Below are 16,738 nucleotides of genomic sequence, written 5' to 3' on the forward strand. Positions count from 1 at the left end.
TGGTTATTCCACTGCATAATAGTCGATTTCAACGGCAGAGGCCCGGCGGATACCGGAGCAGACAAAGAGCATGTGATTGACCCAAGCATAGCGGTCATCGCCGGTCTCCAGCCGCGCGGCGGTGCGCATGTAATAGCTGGTGGGGTCCACATCCTCGCCCTTGGCCAGCCGCGCAATCACATCAGGCGGGCCGTGACGGCTGCCGACGTTGACGATCTCGATCACCGCGCCGTCTTCGGTTTTCACCGCATAGCGCGTATCAAGATGGGCGGCGCCATCGCTGTAGATGGTCTGCCAGTCGGCCCCGAGGTTCAGCACCTCGCCGGTCAGATCGGGGCCAAGCGCCTTGCCCCCGATGATCTGTATGATCCGCCGCACACCCGCGCGTCCCTGCCCCATTTCAATCGGGGCACCCAGTTCCACCCGCAGGCGGAAGGCATGGCGTAGCTTTGGTGCGGGGATCTCCATCTCAGTCGACCCCAAGCAGACGCATGGCGTTGCCCTTGATGATGTCTTCGCGCAGGTGGTCCTTAATCGCAATTTTCTCGAAATCAGACAGCCAGCGCTCCGGCGTGATCATCGGCCAGTCGGATCCGAACAGCACCTTCTTCTTCAGGATCGAGTTGCAGTATTTCACCAGGATCTCCGGGAAATACTTGGGCGACCAGCCGGAGAGGTCGATATAGACGTTGGGCTTGTGCTGAGCCACCGACAGCGCCTCTTCCTGCCAGGGGAAGGACGGATGCGCGAGGATGATCTTCATGTCCGGGAAGTCCACCGCCACGTCATCCATGTACATCGGGTTGGAATACTTCAGCCGCATACCGTTGCCACCGCGCATACCGCTGCCGACGCCGGTCTGACCGGTGTGGAACAGGGCGATACCGCCTTCTTCGGCAATCGCTTCATACAGGTCGTAGGCCATACGGTCATTGGCATAGAAGCCCTGCATGGTCGGGTGGAACTTGAACCCCTTGATGCCAAAATCCTTGATCAGGCGGCGCGCTTCGCGGGCGCCCATCTTGCCCTTGTGCGGGTCGATGCTGGCAAAGGGGATCAGAACGTCGTCATTCTCGGCCGCCAGTTCGGCAACCTCTTCGTTCTTGTAGCGGCGATAACCGGTTTCACGCTCGGCATCGACCGGGAAGATCACCGCGGCGATGTTCTGCTCGCGGTAATGAGCAGCGGTCTGCGGCACGGTGGGCGGATGCTGCCAGGGCGCGCCGAAGTAGCTGGCCATGGTGGCCTGCAGTTCATCATAGCCGTCATCGGCATGGCAGCCGCAGGGCTCTTCGGCGTGGGTGTGGAAGTCGATCGCGCGGACCTTGGAAAAATCTACCATCGTTGTGTTCCTATCAGAGTTTCGCAATGCCGCTGGCAGCGTCGTCATAAAGCCGCTCCAGCAGATCTGCGCGGCGCGTCAGCACCTTGCGGAAGTTGAGGTTGCCCTTGGCGGTGATCTCAGCATCGGTGAGCGAAGGCGGCTCGGCCAGCACAATGGCGCGCACCACCCGGGTAGAGGAGCCGGAAACCCGCCCGGCGCGCTCGTTCAGCCGGTGATGAATGTCGGACAGAAGCTGCGGACAGACCAGCGCGCCGCCGTCTTCCTCCAGCGTGAAGCCTGCTGCCTCGATCGCCTCGCGGTTGGGGAAGATCATCACGCCGATCTCGTTCTTGTCCTGCCCGGTCACCACCAGATCGGCGGCCAGCGGTGCAAGGGTCGAGAGCATTTCGATCCTGAGGCCCGCCGCCCGCACCCAGGTGCCGGTCAGCAGTTTGAAGTCCTCGGAAATCCGCCCGTCAAAGCGCATGCCCTTGTTGATGTCGTCCTTGTCGACGAACACCATGGCATCGCCGGTGATGAAATAACCTTCCTCGTCAAAGGCCTCGGCGGTCTTTTGCGGGTCTTCGAAATAACCGGGCATCACGTTCGGTCCCTTGACCCGCACTTCGCAGCGCATGTCGTCATCCGGGATCAATTTCAGGGTCACGCCGGTCATTGGCACGCCCACCACGCCCGAGCTTTCCGTCGGCTCCTGCTGGATCATGGTCGCCGGGGCGGTTTCCGTCAGCCCCCAGGAGGAGGTCATCAGCGGCACCTCGCCCTTGATCTCCATCGCCATGGTCTCGAAACCCGACCAGACCTCCTGCGGCAGTGAGGCACCGGCGTAAAAGATCATGTCCAGCTCTTCAAAGAAACGCTGACGAAGCCCGGCGTCCTTTTCCAGTGCCTCCAGCAGCATGGCAAAACCCATGGGCACGTTGAACACAAGGCTGCCGGTCACCATCGACAGGTTCTCGACGGTGCGATCGAACAGGCCCTTCACCGGCTTGCCATCGTCGATGTAGAAACTGCCGCCATTGGCCAGCATCATGTTGAAGTTATGCGAGCCGCCAAAGACATGATTCCAGGGCAGCCAGTCCACGATGCGCGGCGGGCGCGCCCGCAGGAACGGCAGGCTGTCGGCGAGTTGGGTCTGATTGACGCACATCATCCGCTGCGTGGTCAGCACCCCCTTGGGGTTCGAGGTCGACCCGCTGGTCATCAGGATCTTGGCGACGGTATCGGGCGTCACCTTGGCAAAGCCTGCATCCACATCGATGCCCGCATCGCCTTTCAGAAGGTCCGCAAAGGCCGTGACATCGGCGCCGCCGGTGCGGGTCGCAACGATCTCAACACCCTCAAGGGCATCCAGTTTCAGCGCCTCGCCGTACTGATCGGCATCGACAACATAGGCCATCTTTGGCCGCACCAGTTCGATGGCGTGGCGCAGTCGGCCATGGGCGCCGTGGATCAGCGAATACTGCTCGGCCACCGGTACGGTCGGCACACCGGCGTATTGCGCGGCCAGCGACAACAGCCCGTGATCGACGCCATTGCCCGACATAATCAGGATCGGCGTATCCGCCCCCATGCCCCGCGCCAATAGCGCCGCCGCAATGGCGCGCACCTGCTGCAGGGTCGCCGCATAGCTTTCCTCGCGCCAGCCCGCGCCACTGCGCTCGGCCAGAAACACCCGCTCGGGCGCCTCTTCGGCCCAGCGGTGCAGCCAGTCACCAGTCCGCTCTGTTACCGGCCCCAGATCGTATTCAGACCGCAACAGCAGGCTGCCATCGGGGCGATCCTCGCGCGTGACGGCGTGTGGCAGGAAATTGGACGTCCGTTTCATGGTCTATCCTTTCGACAGGCTCTTCTGGATCAGCTGCATCGCCGCGATCACCGTGTCGCGGGTCGTTGCATCCATGTTCTCCAGCAAGCGTTGTTCATGGGCGGTCACCGCAGCAACCGCTTTTTCACAGAGCTGGCGACCGGCCAGCGTCGCCTTCAGCGCATAGGCCCGCCGATCCGTCGGCACCCGGTCGCGCACGATCAGCTCGCGCCGTTCAAGCTCGTCTATGATCACGACAAGATTGGGCCGTTCCACATCCATCGCATCCGCCAGCTGCGACTGGCGCAACCCCGGATTGTCGACGATCAGCACCAGCGCCGTGTAGGTCAGCATCCGCAGATCAAAAGGCTTCAGCGTCCGGGCTAGATCGGTCTGCACGACGTTGAACGCACGCTTCATGTGATAGCCGACAAACGCGCGCAGTGTTTCATCGCTGACGTGAGAAACGCCCATTTCAGGCTCAGGCTCTTTGATGACGGTCTTCATCGGATCACCGGAACTTAGGTGCGCGTTTTTCAAGGAAAGCACGCAGGCCTTCCTCGGCGTCCGGCGTGGTCTGGGACAGTGCCGCCGCCAGCGATTCCGTAAACAGGCCATCGGCCTGCGACATATCGTTGATGCGGGCAATCGACTGGATCATCAGATAATTCGACAAGGGCGCATTGCGGGCGATCTTGCCTGCCAGCGTCTGCGCCAGCTCCAGTGCCTCACCCTCACCCACCGCATAATGGGCAAGGCCAAGCGCGACACCGGTTTCGGCATCGTATTTGCGCCCCGTCAGCATCATTTCGGTCATCCGGTCCGCGCCCAGAAGACGCCCGACCCGCGCGGTGGCGCCGCCGCCCACGAAAATACCGCGCCGCCCTTCAGGCAACTGGAAGATGGTCGAAGGCTCCGCAATCCGCACATGGGTCGAGCTTGCCAGCTCCAGCCCGCCGCCGATCACCGCCCCGAACATGGCGGACACAACAGCCAACCCGCCGAATTGGATCTTCTCCATGACCTGGTGCCACTGGCGCGAGTGATAGAGGTTTTCCTCGGCCGAGCGGTGCACATGTTCCGACAGATCCAACCCCGAGCAGAAATGCCCTGCGGTGCCGGTCAGGATGACCACGCGCACGTCCTTTGGCGGCGCCGAGAAGAAGGCATCCAGCGCCTCCAGCAGCTCTTCGCACATGGCGTTGCGCTTGTCCGGGCGGTTCATCGTCAGGGTGGCGATGCTGTCATTGATGTCGATTTTGAGTATCTGATCGCTCATGCGCGAGATCCTTCAGCGTGGCGGCAGGCGCACAGCGCCATCCAGCCGGATGGTTGTTCCATTGAGAAATGGATTGGTGACGATCTGCTCGGCCAGAAGCGCGTATTCCTCGGGCGCGCCCAGCCGGGCAGGAAAGGGAATATTGGCAGTGATCTGCGCCGAAATCTCGGGCGGCAACCCTTCCATCATCGGGGTCTGAAACAGGCCCGGTGCGATGGCCATGACGCGGATGCCCGATTGCGCCAGCTCGCGCGCCGCAGGCAGGCACATGGAGGCAATCGCCCCCTTGGAAGCCGCATAGGCCGCCTGCCCCAGCTGGCCATCCTCGAAAGCAACCGAAGCGGTGTTGATGATCACCCCGCGCTCGCCATCCGCCAGCGGGTCCAGCTCGGCCATCAGGCGAGCAGCATGGCTCATCACATTATAGGTGCCAAAAAGGTTCACCCGCAGCGTCTTTTCAAACACATCGAACGACAGCTTGCCGCCACGACCAACGATGCGCGCCGCCATACCGACCCCGGCGCAGCTCACCGCGATACGGGGAGCGCTACCCAGCTGCTCTGCGATGCTGTCGAGGGCTGCACCGACGGCGGCCTCATCACTGACATCTACATGTAGGGCGATGCCGCCGATCTCATCCGCGACCGCCTTTGCCCGTTCGATATCGAAATCCAGAATGGCGACTTTCGCGCCTTTTGCGGCAAGATGCCGGGCCGTCGCCGCACCAAGGCCACTGCCGCCACCTGTGACCAGCGCCACATGTCCATCTATCTGCATAGTTCCTCCCCGAACTGGATAACTGATATGATAGTTATCCTGCATATCTTCTTTTCAATCGTTATACGAAATACCTATTTCGCGCCAACAAAATTTTCACAAACACTTAAGCTACTAATTTTGAATACGTTCTCAGGACCACCTCGGGTCTATCAGCACGAATCCATACTACTGCGCAGCTCGCACCGCTGTCAGGTTTGATCCTGTTTCGGCTCGGATTCGCCGTCCAAAACCTGCGCCAGACGGGTCAGCGCCGCGTCGATTTCGGGGATCTCCATGTGGCAACAGCCCAGAACGAGACCATTCAGCCCGGTCACCTCGGCGGCAAATCCCGAAAGCGGGCGCAATCCCAAACCGGCGCCCCGCGCCCGTTTGCAGATCTCCTGATCCTGCCAAGCGTCGTTCAGATGAAACACCAGCTGCATGCCCGCACCGTGGTCCGGCGCGCTGCCATAGGCGGAAAACTCCTGCTGCAGCCGCGCCAGCAAATGCTTGCGCCGCTCACCATAGATACGCCGCACCCGGCGCAGATGGCGGTAGAACTCGCCGCTGTGGATGAACTCAGCCAGGGCCTGCTGCGGCATGCCGCTGGCCCGGGTGCCAAAGCGCAGCAGGCTGTCGTGCAGCGGCGCAATCAGTGTCTCGGGCGCGACCACATAGCCGATCCGCAGCGCGTTCGAGAAGGTCTTGGAAAAACTGCCCAGGTAGATCGTCCGGTTCAGCCCATCGAACCCCGCCATTGCCGGAATGGGGCGCCCCGCATATCGGAACTCGCTGTCATAATCGTCCTCGATGATCCAGGCGCCGGTCCGTTTGGCCCAGTTGAGAAATTCCAGACGCCGCCCCGGCGCCATCGCTCCGCCCAGCGGATGCTGATGCGATGGCGTCAGTACCACCGCCTTCAGGTCGGCATCCTTTTCAGGAACACAGGCGCCAAGAGCATCGACGCGGAGGTAGTGCGAGCGCAACCCCTGCGACTGCACGATACGGTTCAGAGGCGGATACCCCGGATCCTCGATCCCGATGGCGCTGCCGCGTGGTGCCAACGTGCGCAAGCAGAGCTCAAGCGCATCCGTCGCCCCCGCAGTGATAATGATTTGCTCGGCGCCTGCCTCGATCCCCCGCCACTCTGCCACATAGGCCGCAATGGCCCGGCGCAGCGCCGCGTTGCCCCGGACCGCGCCACCATCCAGCATGGTTTCCGGCGCCACCCGGCAGATCCGCGATACGCAGCGCGCCCATTGCCGGTGCGGGAACAACCGCATGTCCGGCTCTCCACTGTTGAAGGGCAACAGGGCACGCGGCGTCTCCTTTGCAGGCTCCGGGGGTGCAGGATGCACCGGCTGCAGTTCGACCTGCCCCATGGCGCAGACGGTAAACCCCGACCCGCGTTTTCCCGCGATATAGCCTTCGGCTTCCAGCTGCTCATAGGCCGCCACCACGGTCGAACGCGACACCCCCAGCTCTACCGCGAAACTGCGGGTGGCCGGCAGCTGGCTGGCCTCCGGGATCTCTCCTGCCGCGATCCGCGTCCGCAGCGCCGTGCAGATCTGCTCGAACACTGGCACTGGCAGAGTGCGGTCAATGGAAAAGGTCGGCCCGGGTACCTGCTGCACGGTATTGGTCTCCACGTTCCGCCCAATACTGCCCCATTGCGTCAGTCCGGTCTACTGTCCCACCCACGCCGCAGATCCACAAAGGTTTCGTTATAGCAGGCGCCCCCGGCAATATCCGTGCGCAGGGCCGAGGGAATCAGCGCATTCGCCGTGCGGCCGCTGCGCGAGCTGGAAAGCCAGGTGCCCTTGGGGCTGTAGACCACGCCGGGCCGGGTGGCAGTTGTCACCTCCAGCGTAAAGGTCACCTCGCCCCGGGCATTCCAGACGGTGACGGGATCGCCATGGCTGAGCCCGCGTGCCTCGGCATCCTGCGGATGCACCTGCACCACCTCAGCCCCCGCCGACAGCGCATGATGGCCAAAGGTCGCGTTGGTCCGCTTGTCCGAACTGGGGGTGACCAGCACCAGCGGCAGATCCTGCGGGGCGGGGTCATAGCGCGGCACACCGCATCCGAACCGATCCTCAAGATCCTGATTGAACAGCTCAATCCGCCCAGACGGCGTCTGCGGCATCACCGAATGGCACAGCACCAGCTGACTGCCATCCCCTGCGGTCAGCGCGATGGCCTGGTCGCAGGACATCTCGCTGGGTGGCTTACCCCCGAACACCGGATGCGACGCGTCCATGGCCTGATCCATCAGGTCCTTGTCACTGTCGCGGAACTCGCGCTCCTGATACCCGAACCGGGCTGCCAATCGGCGAAAGATCTCGGTATTGGGCAGGCTTTCCCCCACCGGCGCGATCACCGGTTCGGCCCTTTGGATGTAGTTCTGCCCATAGGCGCCATAGATGTCATCATATTCGAAATGGCTGGCGGCAGGCAGGATCACGTCGCAATAAGCCATGGAATCCGTCATCACCACATCCGCGCCTGCTATGAACAGGTCCTCTTGTGTCAGGGCCTCGATCATCCGGTCTTGATCGGGGTGCGTTGCAACAGGGTTGTGGTTGTAGATCATCACGGCCCCGACCGGCACATCAAGGCTCCGGTCCAACATCTTTTCCGCCACATCGACGATATTGAAACACCGCGTGCCGGGCCGGATCAGATGATCCCCCTGCAGGCGGGCCGTGGTCTTTGGCGCGGCGACCCCGGATTTCGCGACCACCCCGGCACCGAGGCGCCCGTGATGGCCTGTCAGCGCATTCAGAGCCATCGCCGCCCGCAGCCCGGCACCGCCCGAGCGGGTCCGTTCGATCCCGTTGCCAAAGGAACTAGCCATCCGGCGGGACGCGACGATCCAGTCCACCAATTGGTGCAGCTCTTCCGCAGGCAGGCCGCAGATCTCAGCGACACGATCCGGGGTATAGGCGCGGGCCTCCTCCATATAGGAGTCAAACCCATGGGTCCATTTGCCGATGAAGGCCATATCCAGCGCATCGCGCCGCTCCAACTCGGCCGCCAGTCCCAGGGCAAGAACCACATCGGTCCCCGGTCGCAGTTGCAGGTGCATATCGCATTGCTCGGCCAGCTTGATCCGCTTGGGATCAATCACCACCACCCGCGCGCCGGATTTACGGGCCTCTTTGATCACGCGCATAAAATGCAGGTTGGAGACCGTGACGTTGTTGCCCCAGACAAGGACCAGATCGGACTGCACTGCCTGCTCCGGCGGCATGCCCGGCGCGCTGCCAAAGAGGCTGGCGTAGGCCTCTCCGCGCACACCGCCACAGAGCGGCCCACGATCCAGCAGCGTCGCCCCCATCCGGTAGAAGAACCGCCGGTCCATTGAGCCCCCGGCCAGTTCACCATGCGGCCCGGCATAGTTAAGCGGCAGAACCGATTGCGGCCCATGCGCCTCGATTGCCTGGTTGAAACCTGCATGGATCAGGTCCAGCGCCTCCTCCCAGGTGATCCGCTCATAAGACCCCGATCCCCTCGGGCCGGTCCGCTTCAAGGGGTGCCGCAGGCGGGCCGCGCCATGCACGAAATCCGGATAGCAGCGGGCCACCTTGTTGCAAATCACCCCGGCGGTGAAGGGGTTCGCTGTCGATCCCCGGACTTCGGAAATCCTGCCGTCCTCGACCTTGACGGTGAGGCTGCAGGTATCCGGGCAATCCAGTGGACAAACGCTTGGGCGAAAGGCGGTCAGGTCTTGATTGGTCATCTCGGCCTCTGAAAACAACACTCAAAGGGCGGATACACCGGCAACTGGGAGGGCGTTAAGCTCCAATTTGGGCAAAAATGACCAGACCAATCTGGTGAAAGCATGGGACTGGAGGGCCAAACTGGCCCGCTATCTGGCCACCACACGCGCTTTTGGCGCCTGCAAGAGGCGCCAAAAATCAGGTGACGAGGAAAAGAACCTACGGCAACAGGCAGACAGAAACGACGGAATTGGGCCGATCAGTGATCGAGGGCCAGAACCTTGTTTTCCATGCCTTTTTCATAGAAGCAATGCTGTGCTCGGCCAGACCCCTTGGCCGCATAAAGCGCGACATCCGATTCATTCAGGATTTCCGCAGCGGTAAAGGTGCCGCTGTGCCAAGCCGAAAGCGTAGTGCCCGCGCTCGCCGAAATCTTGCACATCTTACCGCCATAGGGAATCGGCACCTCCAATTCGGAGATCAGCCGTCTCGCCAGCCCTTCGATCTGGCGCAGATCGCGCAGGTCATTGAAGATCAGGACAAATTCATCGCCGCCAACACGCGCAACCGTATCGGACTGGCGGGTGCATTCTACCATGACACGGGCCACATGCTGCAACACCGCATCCCCGGCGGCGTGTCCCAGCGTGTCATTGACCTGTTTGAAGTAATCGAGATCCAGATGCATCAGGGCAAAATCCCGGCCGCCGCTGATCAACCGATCCAGAATGTGATCCATGGCGCGGCGGTTCTTGAGGCCCGTCAGCGTATCTGTGAAGGCCTGTTCCTCGGCCGCGATCTTGGCCCCTTGCAGACGCAGGTTCAGCTGGCGCGAGGCCTCCATCGCGGCGGACTTGGCCTCAACCAGATAAAGCATCTCGATGGTGAGATCGGTTGGAGAAAAATCCGCGCTGGTCAGATCATAATCCCGCACAGCTTCCAGAACCGAGATCCCGAAGGACAGGTTGATGATCGCGCCCTGCCCCTGTGGCAAAGGCACGAGAACGCCTTTCAGGCTGGTTTGCGGCGTGTCCCGAAAATGCAAATGCAATTTGGACCCGGCCGTATTGACCAGGTCCGCCATGGACCGAACCCGGCGCGGGCGCGACAGATCAAAGACACGGAAAAACCGGCGCCCCTCCCATTTCAGATCGGGTCGGAGCTTTCTGAGCGTGGGGCCGACGCGCTGGATATACCCCTTGGCATCCACGATCGCATACATCGGGCAGATCTGATCCGCGATGACGGCAAGCTGTTCATTGGTCATCATAGGGAATGCGCTCCCAGATCAAAGGCCCGCCCTTCGGCAAATTCTCTTTCCACCAGGGTGATGGAAATCACCTCTGCCCCGTCCTGCGCACCGCTTGAATCCAGAATAACGAGATCTCCGTAATCGTCGGCCATGGCCCGCAAAACACCCATCATGACATTTGAATAGCCGGGCAACCCCGGCTGGCAAACCAGTTCGAAATGGCCCGGTGACTGTTCCAATAATTCCAAGCCCGGCAGATAAAGATCGGATACGGCAAGACGGGCACGCCCCGGAAGGTCATCCAGAGAATGCAAAAACTCAACATAATTGACCCCGCCGAACCGCAGCAGGCGGCGCAGGGCTTCGACCTGAGGGTTGGACACCAGAAAGGTCCCCATATCCTCAAGCATCTCAGGCAGCGGACGCTCCAGCACCGTTTCCATAGCACTCAGCATCTTGTTCGACTGGTCATCCGTATAGGTCAGCATGGCCTCGAATTGTCGAAACCCAAGCCCAGCCACATCCATGATTTCATACCAGCGGTCCGCGCCATAGGTGCTGGTCACAAAAGCCTGGATCGCCCTGTTGATCAGACCATGCATATCTTGGCCCCTTTTCCTACCGTGTCCCATTAATGGGCCCTGTGTGTTAAAAAACGCCCAACATCGGCAAAATTCATCCAAACAGCACCACGTTCCGGGCACATCCACGTGCCTCCCCCGAAACAGACCGCAGCCTCTAGGTATCCCTTACCGACAGGACAAGCCCCCGGAGGTGGTCGTACGCACACAGCCCGGTAAACTCCCGGTGAAACGGCATAATCCGCACCAGGCTCACAGGACACGGGCACCTGATATCTTAGCGCCAAGAGCAGGCGCCGACGCGACATCATTTGCTTGAAAGAGTTCCGGCGCGGACCCTAGCGATGCCAACCCGCACCCGTCAAGCCAGATGGCATCTTGCTTGCATCCTTTCCTGCATCAGTCGCGGGGCGGCAGCAGTGCCCGCACCCGCGCAAGGGTTGCCGTGCTGACCGCGACCCCGGCCTGTTCTGCCCGCGCCCGTGCTGCGGCACGCCCATCGCCCGGCAGGCGCGCGCCTTCCTGCGCCCGGACCGAGGCCACAAGCGCACCCATGCGGTCTGCATAACCTCCACCCGAGGTCGCGCCCGGATCGATGGCAATGAAGAACTGTCCGGTGCGGGGCGGCCCGCCTACCGGCCCCGAAAACGGGCTGGCCTCACTGCCCAAAAGGGCTCCGGTCATCGCCGCCGCCATCATCTCGACCATCAGCGCGACGCCAACGCCCTTGTACCCCCCGGCAGGCACCATGGTGCCCTTCAGTCCCGCCTCCGGGTCCGTGGTCGGATTGCCCGTCGCATCTAGCACCCAGCCTTCGGGAACCGGTCTGCCTTCGCGGGCGTGTTTCATCACCTCGCTTTTGGCGATGGCGCTGGCGGATTGGTCGATCAGAACCATGACCTGCCCATCGGGGCCTGGTGCTGCGATAGAAAAGGGATTGGTGCCCAGAACCGGCTGAGCGCCACCTGATGGCGCGATCGAAGCCGGCGCATTGGTAAAGCCGATGCCCATCAGCCCCGCCTGCGCCAAGCGCTGCGTGTGGCAACCCAGAACGCCGCAATTGTAGGAATTGCGGATCGCAAGTACCGCAACACCCTGCTCCAGCGCCATCGGGATCAGATGTTCAAACCCAAGATCGATCGCGGCATGGGCAAACCCGGTGGCTGCATCCACAGTCACCACGCCGGGCCGGGATTTGGAGACCTGCGGCTGGGCCTGACCGTCCACCTTGCCGCATGTCACATGCTCGGCGTAGATCGGTACATAGGCCAGACCGTGGGAGGCAACCCCATCCGCTTCGGTCATGGCCGTAGCCCGGGCCAAAGGTGCGGCATTTTCACGGCTGGTCCCCGCCGCCATCAGCGCCCGGAGCGCCAGATCTTCGATCTCTGCCAGAGAGAGGGTTTCTGTCGCGCTCATCTGTCTCCGCTTTCTATCCGTTTCCGTTTGTCGTTCCGCATCAGTCGTTGTCCGTCAGCCCGGCGCCCGCACCGCGCAGGCGTGATGCCTCGCTTGCCGGGGCGTAGGTGCGGTGGGCAAAGGCCGACAGCTGCGCCCAGACGTCCTCTGCGACCTGGCCACGCTGAACGGGCGCAAGGGGGCGCCCCAGCTTTGCCTCCATATGACAACACAGCCAGGGCACATGATCGCGTAGCATCTGTTTCGTGGCGCCTATCACGCTGATCTGGCGTCCATCCGTCACCAGCCTCAGGTCCGGCCAGTCGAGGGCCACAGGACGGTCCAGCCGCTGCGCCGCCGCCGCCGCAAAGGGCAACAGCAGCAAGGGCAGATCCACCTCCTCCATCTCAAAGACCGCGCCGGTCTCCAGCTCAGCCGCCCGGTCGCTGAGCACGCTGCCCGCGATCACGGGACAAAGCCGCCCCGACACGGCACGCCAGCATCCCTCTGCCGCCATGGGGGCAAGCATGGCCACGGGGCGGCGATCATTGCGCTCCAACAGCCTGGCCAGCATGTCAGCACCGGGCAGCGCCACCTCAGTCAGGAACCGGCTGGCGGCGGCGGCCTCCTCGGCCAGCCCCCAGGGCAGTCCCGCGCCCCGCGCCGCGCGTTTGCACATGACTTCGATCTCGTTCAGCGACAGGTTCATGCGTCCGGCGTCTCCGGCGGGTCCGGATAGATCCAGAAATCTCCATCGCGCGCCGACAGCTCTTCGGGATAAGGCGCATTACCGAACATGCAGATCCGCACCCAGCGATCGGACCGCGGATCGAAATGCATCGCCCCGAAGAAAGACAGTTTGCAGCGCAGCATGTCGATCGGCAGAAGATCGCAGGCAATCGTATTGTCCCGGATTTCGGCATAGGGCGCCTCGGCGACGATCTGTACCCGCCGCACCGCGTGTCTGTGCTCTGAGTGGCGCAGCAGAAATTCCGCCACGCTCGCTTCCTCGGGCCAGCCTTCCATCGCGTGATACAGCGCCGCCACATCGCGCCCCGGGGCCAAAGGCTGCTCATAGGGGGCGATAGGCTCCTCGGCCCGTTCACCCAGGCGTGGTTCCAGTTTTTCCTCAGAAACATACCAGACGCGGGCAGTGGTTTCGGGAAGATCCCAGTCGATGGCCAGCGCCCAATCATGGGAGCGCTGCACGAGTTGCCGCAGACGTCCCAACGTCATAGCGCCAGCAATCCGCCGGGTTTCCCCCTCCCCACAGGCCATCGCGGAGGTCAGATCATCGACCAGCGCGCCATAGGGTTCCAGCATCAGCGACACCAACCATTCCTGCCCTTCGCAGGACAAAGATCGCTCTGCCCAGAGGTACAAACCATCCCAGGGGTGCGGGGCCGATAGAACATCGCTCTCCAGATGCCCGGCCAGATGGTCGATATCCGAGATCAGCACGGATCGCTTCCACGCCTGCCCCGGGTGCCCGGTCTGCCAGTGCGCCACGGAACGGCGGGCGCGGGCAAAAAGGTCACGAAACCGGGCCACCTCTTGCGGGCTGGCCTGCGGCAGGCTCCGCACCCGCTCCAGCGCGGTTTCCCGCGCGGTGATCCAGTTGTTGAACAGGACCGGGTGGTTCAGCAAAAAGGGCGCCATGCCAAGGCCGGTGGAATTGCCGATGCCCAGACGCCGGGCCAGCGCCGGATCCAGACGCGCCGCAGTCCCACCCGAGCGAGTACGGGCGCGGGCATCCGCCATGTGCTGCACCAGATCCCGAACAAAGGTCCGGGTCAGATACACTGACAGCATTTCGACCTGAAACGGTGCCGCGCATTCCGGCCTGTCCGCGATCATCTCGCGGTCGGCAGCGCCCAGTTTGCCCGAGCCATAGACTGCCGTGGTCCGCATCAGGTAGCCAACCGCCTCGATCTGCACCGGGTCGGGCTGGCAGCCTGCCGCCAGCGCCGAGACCACATGTTCCCAAAGGCGCACCGAGCGGTTCGCCCGCGACACCGACAGCTCGCGCTCACTCACCCGGCCCGCTTCTTGCAGCGGCACGTTCTGCGCCAGGCGGGCAATGTCGTCGGCGCCCGGAACACCATCGAACAAGGCAAAGGTCGCATCCCAGGCCTCGGCTATCACCCGGTCAGAGCGTTTTTCCGGCGGCAGGTCATGGGCAAAGGCCACAAGGGAATAGCTGCGTTCAGGGCCATGGGCGCTGTAGACCGCGTGTCCCGTCCCGTCGTCGCCAATCTCGAACACCGGCCTGTCAAAGCGCCAGCCCTCGGCCTGCATCCGACGGGTCAGAATCCGCATGAAGGACAGCCGCGACTGATGGAAAGATCCCAGCCGTGCAAGGCGCATCACGGTTTCAGGCGGACGCAGCCCAGCGGGTCGGTGATCCGATGCTTCCCTTTCCAAGCTGCCCTCCTTCTTTGCTTACCCTTATTTTCCAGTGTTTTCCTCTGACCCGGTGCAAATGACCTATGCCGGGCCGAACCCCTCGCTGAAAAAGCGGTACCAGTTGCCGCCCATGATCGCGGCGACCTCACCCGCGTTCATGCCAACAGCGCGCAAGCCGGTTTCGATATTGCCAAAATCGCGGTTGTCGCGGAACCAATCCGGCATCGGCGGAAATCCGGCGGCGTCAGCGGAGCCTTCGCCATAGTCGATCTCCTTGCTCCAGCGCCCGACGCGCATCCATTCCACCACGCTGTCCGGCTGATCCTGGCACAGGTCCGTGCCGATCCCCAAATGCTCCACTCCGAAACTATCGGCGGTGCGGGCGACCATGCTGCAGAAACTGTCCAGCGTGCAGTCGGATTTGTCCTTCAGATGATGCGGGTAGAGCGAAAAGCCAATCATGCCGCCGTTCTGCGTCACCGCCCGGATTACATCGTCACGCTTGTTGCGCAAGGCGGGCATCCAGCCGTGCGGGTTGGCGTGTGTGATGGCGATGGGACGCTGCGACAGATCTGCCGCTTCGATGGTGGAACGGTCGGCAGAATGGCTCATGTCGATCACCATGCCGACACGGTTCATCTCGCGGATCACCTGCCGCCCCATGCGGGTGATGCCGCTGTCCTCGGCCTCGTAACAGCCCGTCGCCAGCAGCGACTGGTTGTTATAGGTCAGCTGCATGAACCGAGCGCCGAGCGTGTGCAGGATTTCGACCAGACCGATGTCATCCTCAATCGGGGACGGGTTCTGAAACCCAAAGAAGATGGCGGTGCGCCCGCTGTCCCGCGCCCGATCGATATCGCTCGCCTGCGTGCCTTTGAGGATCAGATCCGGGTATTGCTCGAACCAGCGGTTCCATTGTTCAAAGTTCAGAACCGTTTCACGAAATCCTTCGTGATAGGCGATGGTGACATGCACCGCATCAACGCCACCTTCGCGCAGCTGGCGAAAGATCTTTTCGGACCAGTTGGCATATTGCAGCGCGTCGATCCGCATCAGGGCCGACCCCATGCAACACGGCGCAGTGCAGATAGGTCCATATGGCGTTTCTCCGAGTCCGATATTTGCCCTGGATGAAACTATGGACTCGGCATCCACTTTCACACAAACTCAAACAACTCAAACTCATTTCAGAAATTTTGAAAATGGCGCTGAAAATTGAGATGCTTCGATGCTTTGCCACGGTGGCCCATTCCGGCACGCTGACCGGGGCGGCACAGCAGTTGGGACGCACGCCATCAGCGGTTTCGATGACGCTGAAACAGCTGGAGGACCATCTGGGCGAGCCGTTGTTCGAGACCGGACGCAAGAACAAGCTGACCGCGCTTGGCGCCTTTGTGCTGGAACAGGCGGACCGGGAGTTGCAGCAATTCGACACCACGGTGCGCGCAATCGAAGGCTTTGCCAGCGCCAGAACCGGCAGGGTGCGCGTGGCAGCGGTACCCTCGGTGGCGGGCAGCATCCTGCCGCAGGCGATTTCCAGTTTCATCGCGCGGTTTCCCGGTGTCCAGATCGAGGTCTGGGATATGGAATCACGCGCCATCATCCGCGAGGTGAGCCGGGACCGGGTCGATATCGGCATTGCCACGGCCGGGTTGCCGGATTCAGATGCGATGCCCGCGCTGGATCCGCCAACGCATACCGGCCTTCATTGCAGCAACCTGATGTCAGATGCCTTTGGTCTGATCTGTCCCGACGGGCATCCGCTGGCAGCGCCCGGCGGGCCGGTGTCGTGGCGCGACATCGCCGAACAGTCCTTGATCGCCAATCCCCTGTCCGCCGGGATCCGGACCAAGGTCGCGCAGAGCCTGCACAGGGAAGCCCTGCTGCAAGGACACAATGTGACCTCTCTTCTGGCCATGGTGCGCGCCGGTCTGGGCATTACCATCCTGCCGGAAATGACCATGCTGTTGCTCGGCTCCTCTGGTCTGGTCTTTCGCCCGCTGGCCGATCCCGAAGCCCGGCGCCACATTCACCTGCTGCGCAAGGCCGACGCCCCGCTGCTGCCGGTGGCCCGCGAGCTGGAGCGGCAGATCCAGCTGACAGCCGCCCCGTTTCAAACGTGACCGCTGTCGTTCCACCGCCCCCTGCTCGCGAAGAGTTCATGACCCTGTAGGGTGGCTTTTCTTGACCGG

15 protein-coding genes are annotated in these 16,738 nt (G+C 62.4%); 1 reads left to right on the forward strand and 14 read right to left on the reverse strand.

Annotated features, from left to right (window positions below; translation table 11 throughout):
* Nucleotides 1–3: 3 nt before the first annotated feature.
* From JL2886_RS04580 to JL2886_RS04645, 14 genes are all read right to left on the reverse strand, one after another.
* Nucleotides 4–468 (reverse strand): DUF3237 domain-containing protein, encoded by a 465-nt coding sequence (locus JL2886_RS04580; protein WP_065270935.1) that lies wholly within the window; start codon nucleotides 466–468, stop codon nucleotides 4–6.
* Between the two features lies 1 nt (nucleotide 469).
* Nucleotides 470–1,342: an amidohydrolase family protein gene (locus JL2886_RS04585; RefSeq protein WP_065270936.1), complete on the reverse strand. Its 873-nt coding sequence runs from the start codon at nucleotides 1,340–1,342 to the stop codon at nucleotides 470–472.
* A 13-nt stretch (nucleotides 1,343–1,355) separates the two neighbouring features.
* Complete coding sequence (locus JL2886_RS04590) at nucleotides 1,356–3,170, reverse strand: feruloyl-CoA synthase (RefSeq protein ID WP_065270937.1); 1,815 nt, start codon at nucleotides 3,168–3,170, stop codon at nucleotides 1,356–1,358.
* 3 nt (nucleotides 3,171–3,173) lie between these two features.
* A complete protein-coding gene (locus JL2886_RS04595) occupies nucleotides 3,174–3,656 on the reverse strand; it encodes a MarR family winged helix-turn-helix transcriptional regulator (RefSeq protein ID WP_065270938.1) in 483 nt (160 codons plus the stop codon).
* Nucleotides 3,657–3,660: 4 nt separating this feature from the next.
* On the reverse strand, nucleotides 3,661–4,428 hold the full coding sequence (locus JL2886_RS04600; protein ID WP_065270939.1) for a crotonase/enoyl-CoA hydratase family protein: 768 nt from the start codon (nucleotides 4,426–4,428) through the stop codon (nucleotides 3,661–3,663).
* 12 nt (nucleotides 4,429–4,440) lie between these two features.
* On the reverse strand, nucleotides 4,441–5,205 hold the full coding sequence (locus JL2886_RS04605) for an SDR family NAD(P)-dependent oxidoreductase (protein ID WP_065270940.1): 765 nt from the start codon (nucleotides 5,203–5,205) through the stop codon (nucleotides 4,441–4,443).
* A gap of 191 nt (nucleotides 5,206–5,396) precedes the next feature.
* Nucleotides 5,397–6,821, reverse strand: coding sequence for a PLP-dependent aminotransferase family protein (locus JL2886_RS04610; protein WP_116560369.1), 1,425 nt, complete (start codon nucleotides 6,819–6,821; stop codon nucleotides 5,397–5,399).
* Nucleotides 6,822–6,862: 41 nt separating this feature from the next.
* Nucleotides 6,863–8,929, reverse strand: a complete 2,067-nt coding sequence (locus JL2886_RS04615; protein WP_065270941.1) for a molybdopterin-dependent oxidoreductase — start codon at nucleotides 8,927–8,929, stop codon at nucleotides 6,863–6,865.
* Nucleotides 8,930–9,168: 239 nt separating this feature from the next.
* Nucleotides 9,169–10,179: a GGDEF domain-containing protein gene (locus JL2886_RS04620; protein WP_065270942.1), complete on the reverse strand. Its 1,011-nt coding sequence runs from the start codon at nucleotides 10,177–10,179 to the stop codon at nucleotides 9,169–9,171.
* A complete protein-coding gene (locus JL2886_RS04625) occupies nucleotides 10,176–10,763 on the reverse strand; it encodes a heme NO-binding domain-containing protein (RefSeq protein ID WP_065270943.1) in 588 nt (195 codons plus the stop codon). Before JL2886_RS04625 ends, JL2886_RS04620 begins: the two co-directional genes overlap by 4 nt.
* Nucleotides 10,764–11,141: 378 nt before the next feature.
* A complete protein-coding gene (locus tag JL2886_RS04630) occupies nucleotides 11,142–12,161 on the reverse strand; it encodes an Ldh family oxidoreductase (protein ID WP_065270944.1) in 1,020 nt (339 codons plus the stop codon).
* A 40-nt stretch (nucleotides 12,162–12,201) separates the two neighbouring features.
* Entirely contained in the window at nucleotides 12,202–12,849 is a 648-nt protein-coding gene (locus JL2886_RS04635; RefSeq protein ID WP_065270945.1) for a DUF3726 domain-containing protein, read from the reverse strand.
* Entirely contained in the window at nucleotides 12,846–14,507 is a 1,662-nt protein-coding gene (locus tag JL2886_RS04640; protein WP_065270946.1) for a hypothetical protein, read from the reverse strand. The genes JL2886_RS04635 and JL2886_RS04640 overlap by 4 nt, the downstream gene beginning before the upstream one ends.
* A gap of 120 nt (nucleotides 14,508–14,627) precedes the next feature.
* A complete protein-coding gene (locus JL2886_RS04645; protein WP_065273531.1) occupies nucleotides 14,628–15,599 on the reverse strand; it encodes a membrane dipeptidase in 972 nt (323 codons plus the stop codon).
* Nucleotides 15,600–15,748: 149 nt separating this feature from the next.
* Here JL2886_RS04645 and JL2886_RS04650 point away from each other — a divergent pair, with 149 nt between their 5' ends.
* Entirely contained in the window at nucleotides 15,749–16,669 is a 921-nt protein-coding gene (locus JL2886_RS04650; RefSeq protein ID WP_065270947.1) for a LysR family transcriptional regulator, read from the forward strand.
* Nucleotides 16,670–16,738 lie beyond the last annotated feature (69 nt).

This window comes from Phaeobacter gallaeciensis (assembly GCF_001678945.1).
In the GTDB taxonomy this organism is placed as follows: domain Bacteria; phylum Pseudomonadota; class Alphaproteobacteria; order Rhodobacterales; family Rhodobacteraceae; genus Phycobacter; species Phycobacter gallaeciensis_A.

Excerpts from the sequence above, each read along its gene's own strand:
- JL2886_RS04580 (WP_065270935.1), bottom strand. The coding sequence starts at position 468 with ATGGAGATCCCCGCACCAAAGCTACGCCATGCCTTCCGCCTGCGGGTG.
- JL2886_RS04585 (WP_065270936.1), bottom strand. The coding sequence starts at position 1,342 with ATGGTAGATTTTTCCAAGGTCCGCGCGATCGACTTCCACACCCACGCC.
- JL2886_RS04590 (WP_065270937.1), bottom strand. The coding sequence starts at position 3,170 with ATGAAACGGACGTCCAATTTCCTGCCACACGCCGTCACGCGCGAGGAT.
- JL2886_RS04595 (WP_065270938.1), bottom strand. The coding sequence starts at position 3,656 with ATGAAGACCGTCATCAAAGAGCCTGAGCCTGAAATGGGCGTTTCTCAC.
- JL2886_RS04600 (WP_065270939.1), bottom strand. The coding sequence starts at position 4,428 with ATGAGCGATCAGATACTCAAAATCGACATCAATGACAGCATCGCCACC.
- JL2886_RS04605 (WP_065270940.1), bottom strand. The coding sequence starts at position 5,205 with ATGCAGATAGATGGACATGTGGCGCTGGTCACAGGTGGCGGCAGTGGC.
- JL2886_RS04615 (WP_065270941.1), bottom strand. The coding sequence starts at position 8,929 with ATGACCAATCAAGACCTGACCGCCTTTCGCCCAAGCGTTTGTCCACTG.
- JL2886_RS04620 (WP_065270942.1), bottom strand. The coding sequence starts at position 10,179 with ATGATGACCAATGAACAGCTTGCCGTCATCGCGGATCAGATCTGCCCG.
- JL2886_RS04625 (WP_065270943.1), bottom strand. The coding sequence starts at position 10,763 with ATGCATGGTCTGATCAACAGGGCGATCCAGGCTTTTGTGACCAGCACC.
- JL2886_RS04630 (WP_065270944.1), bottom strand. The coding sequence starts at position 12,161 with ATGAGCGCGACAGAAACCCTCTCTCTGGCAGAGATCGAAGATCTGGCG.
- JL2886_RS04635 (WP_065270945.1), bottom strand. The coding sequence starts at position 12,849 with ATGAACCTGTCGCTGAACGAGATCGAAGTCATGTGCAAACGCGCGGCG.
- JL2886_RS04640 (WP_065270946.1), bottom strand. The coding sequence starts at position 14,507 with ATGCGCCTTGCACGGCTGGGATCTTTCCATCAGTCGCGGCTGTCCTTC.
- JL2886_RS04645 (WP_065273531.1), bottom strand. The coding sequence starts at position 15,599 with ATGCGGATCGACGCGCTGCAATATGCCAACTGGTCCGAAAAGATCTTT.
- JL2886_RS04650 (WP_065270947.1), top strand. The coding sequence starts at position 15,749 with ATGGCGCTGAAAATTGAGATGCTTCGATGCTTTGCCACGGTGGCCCAT.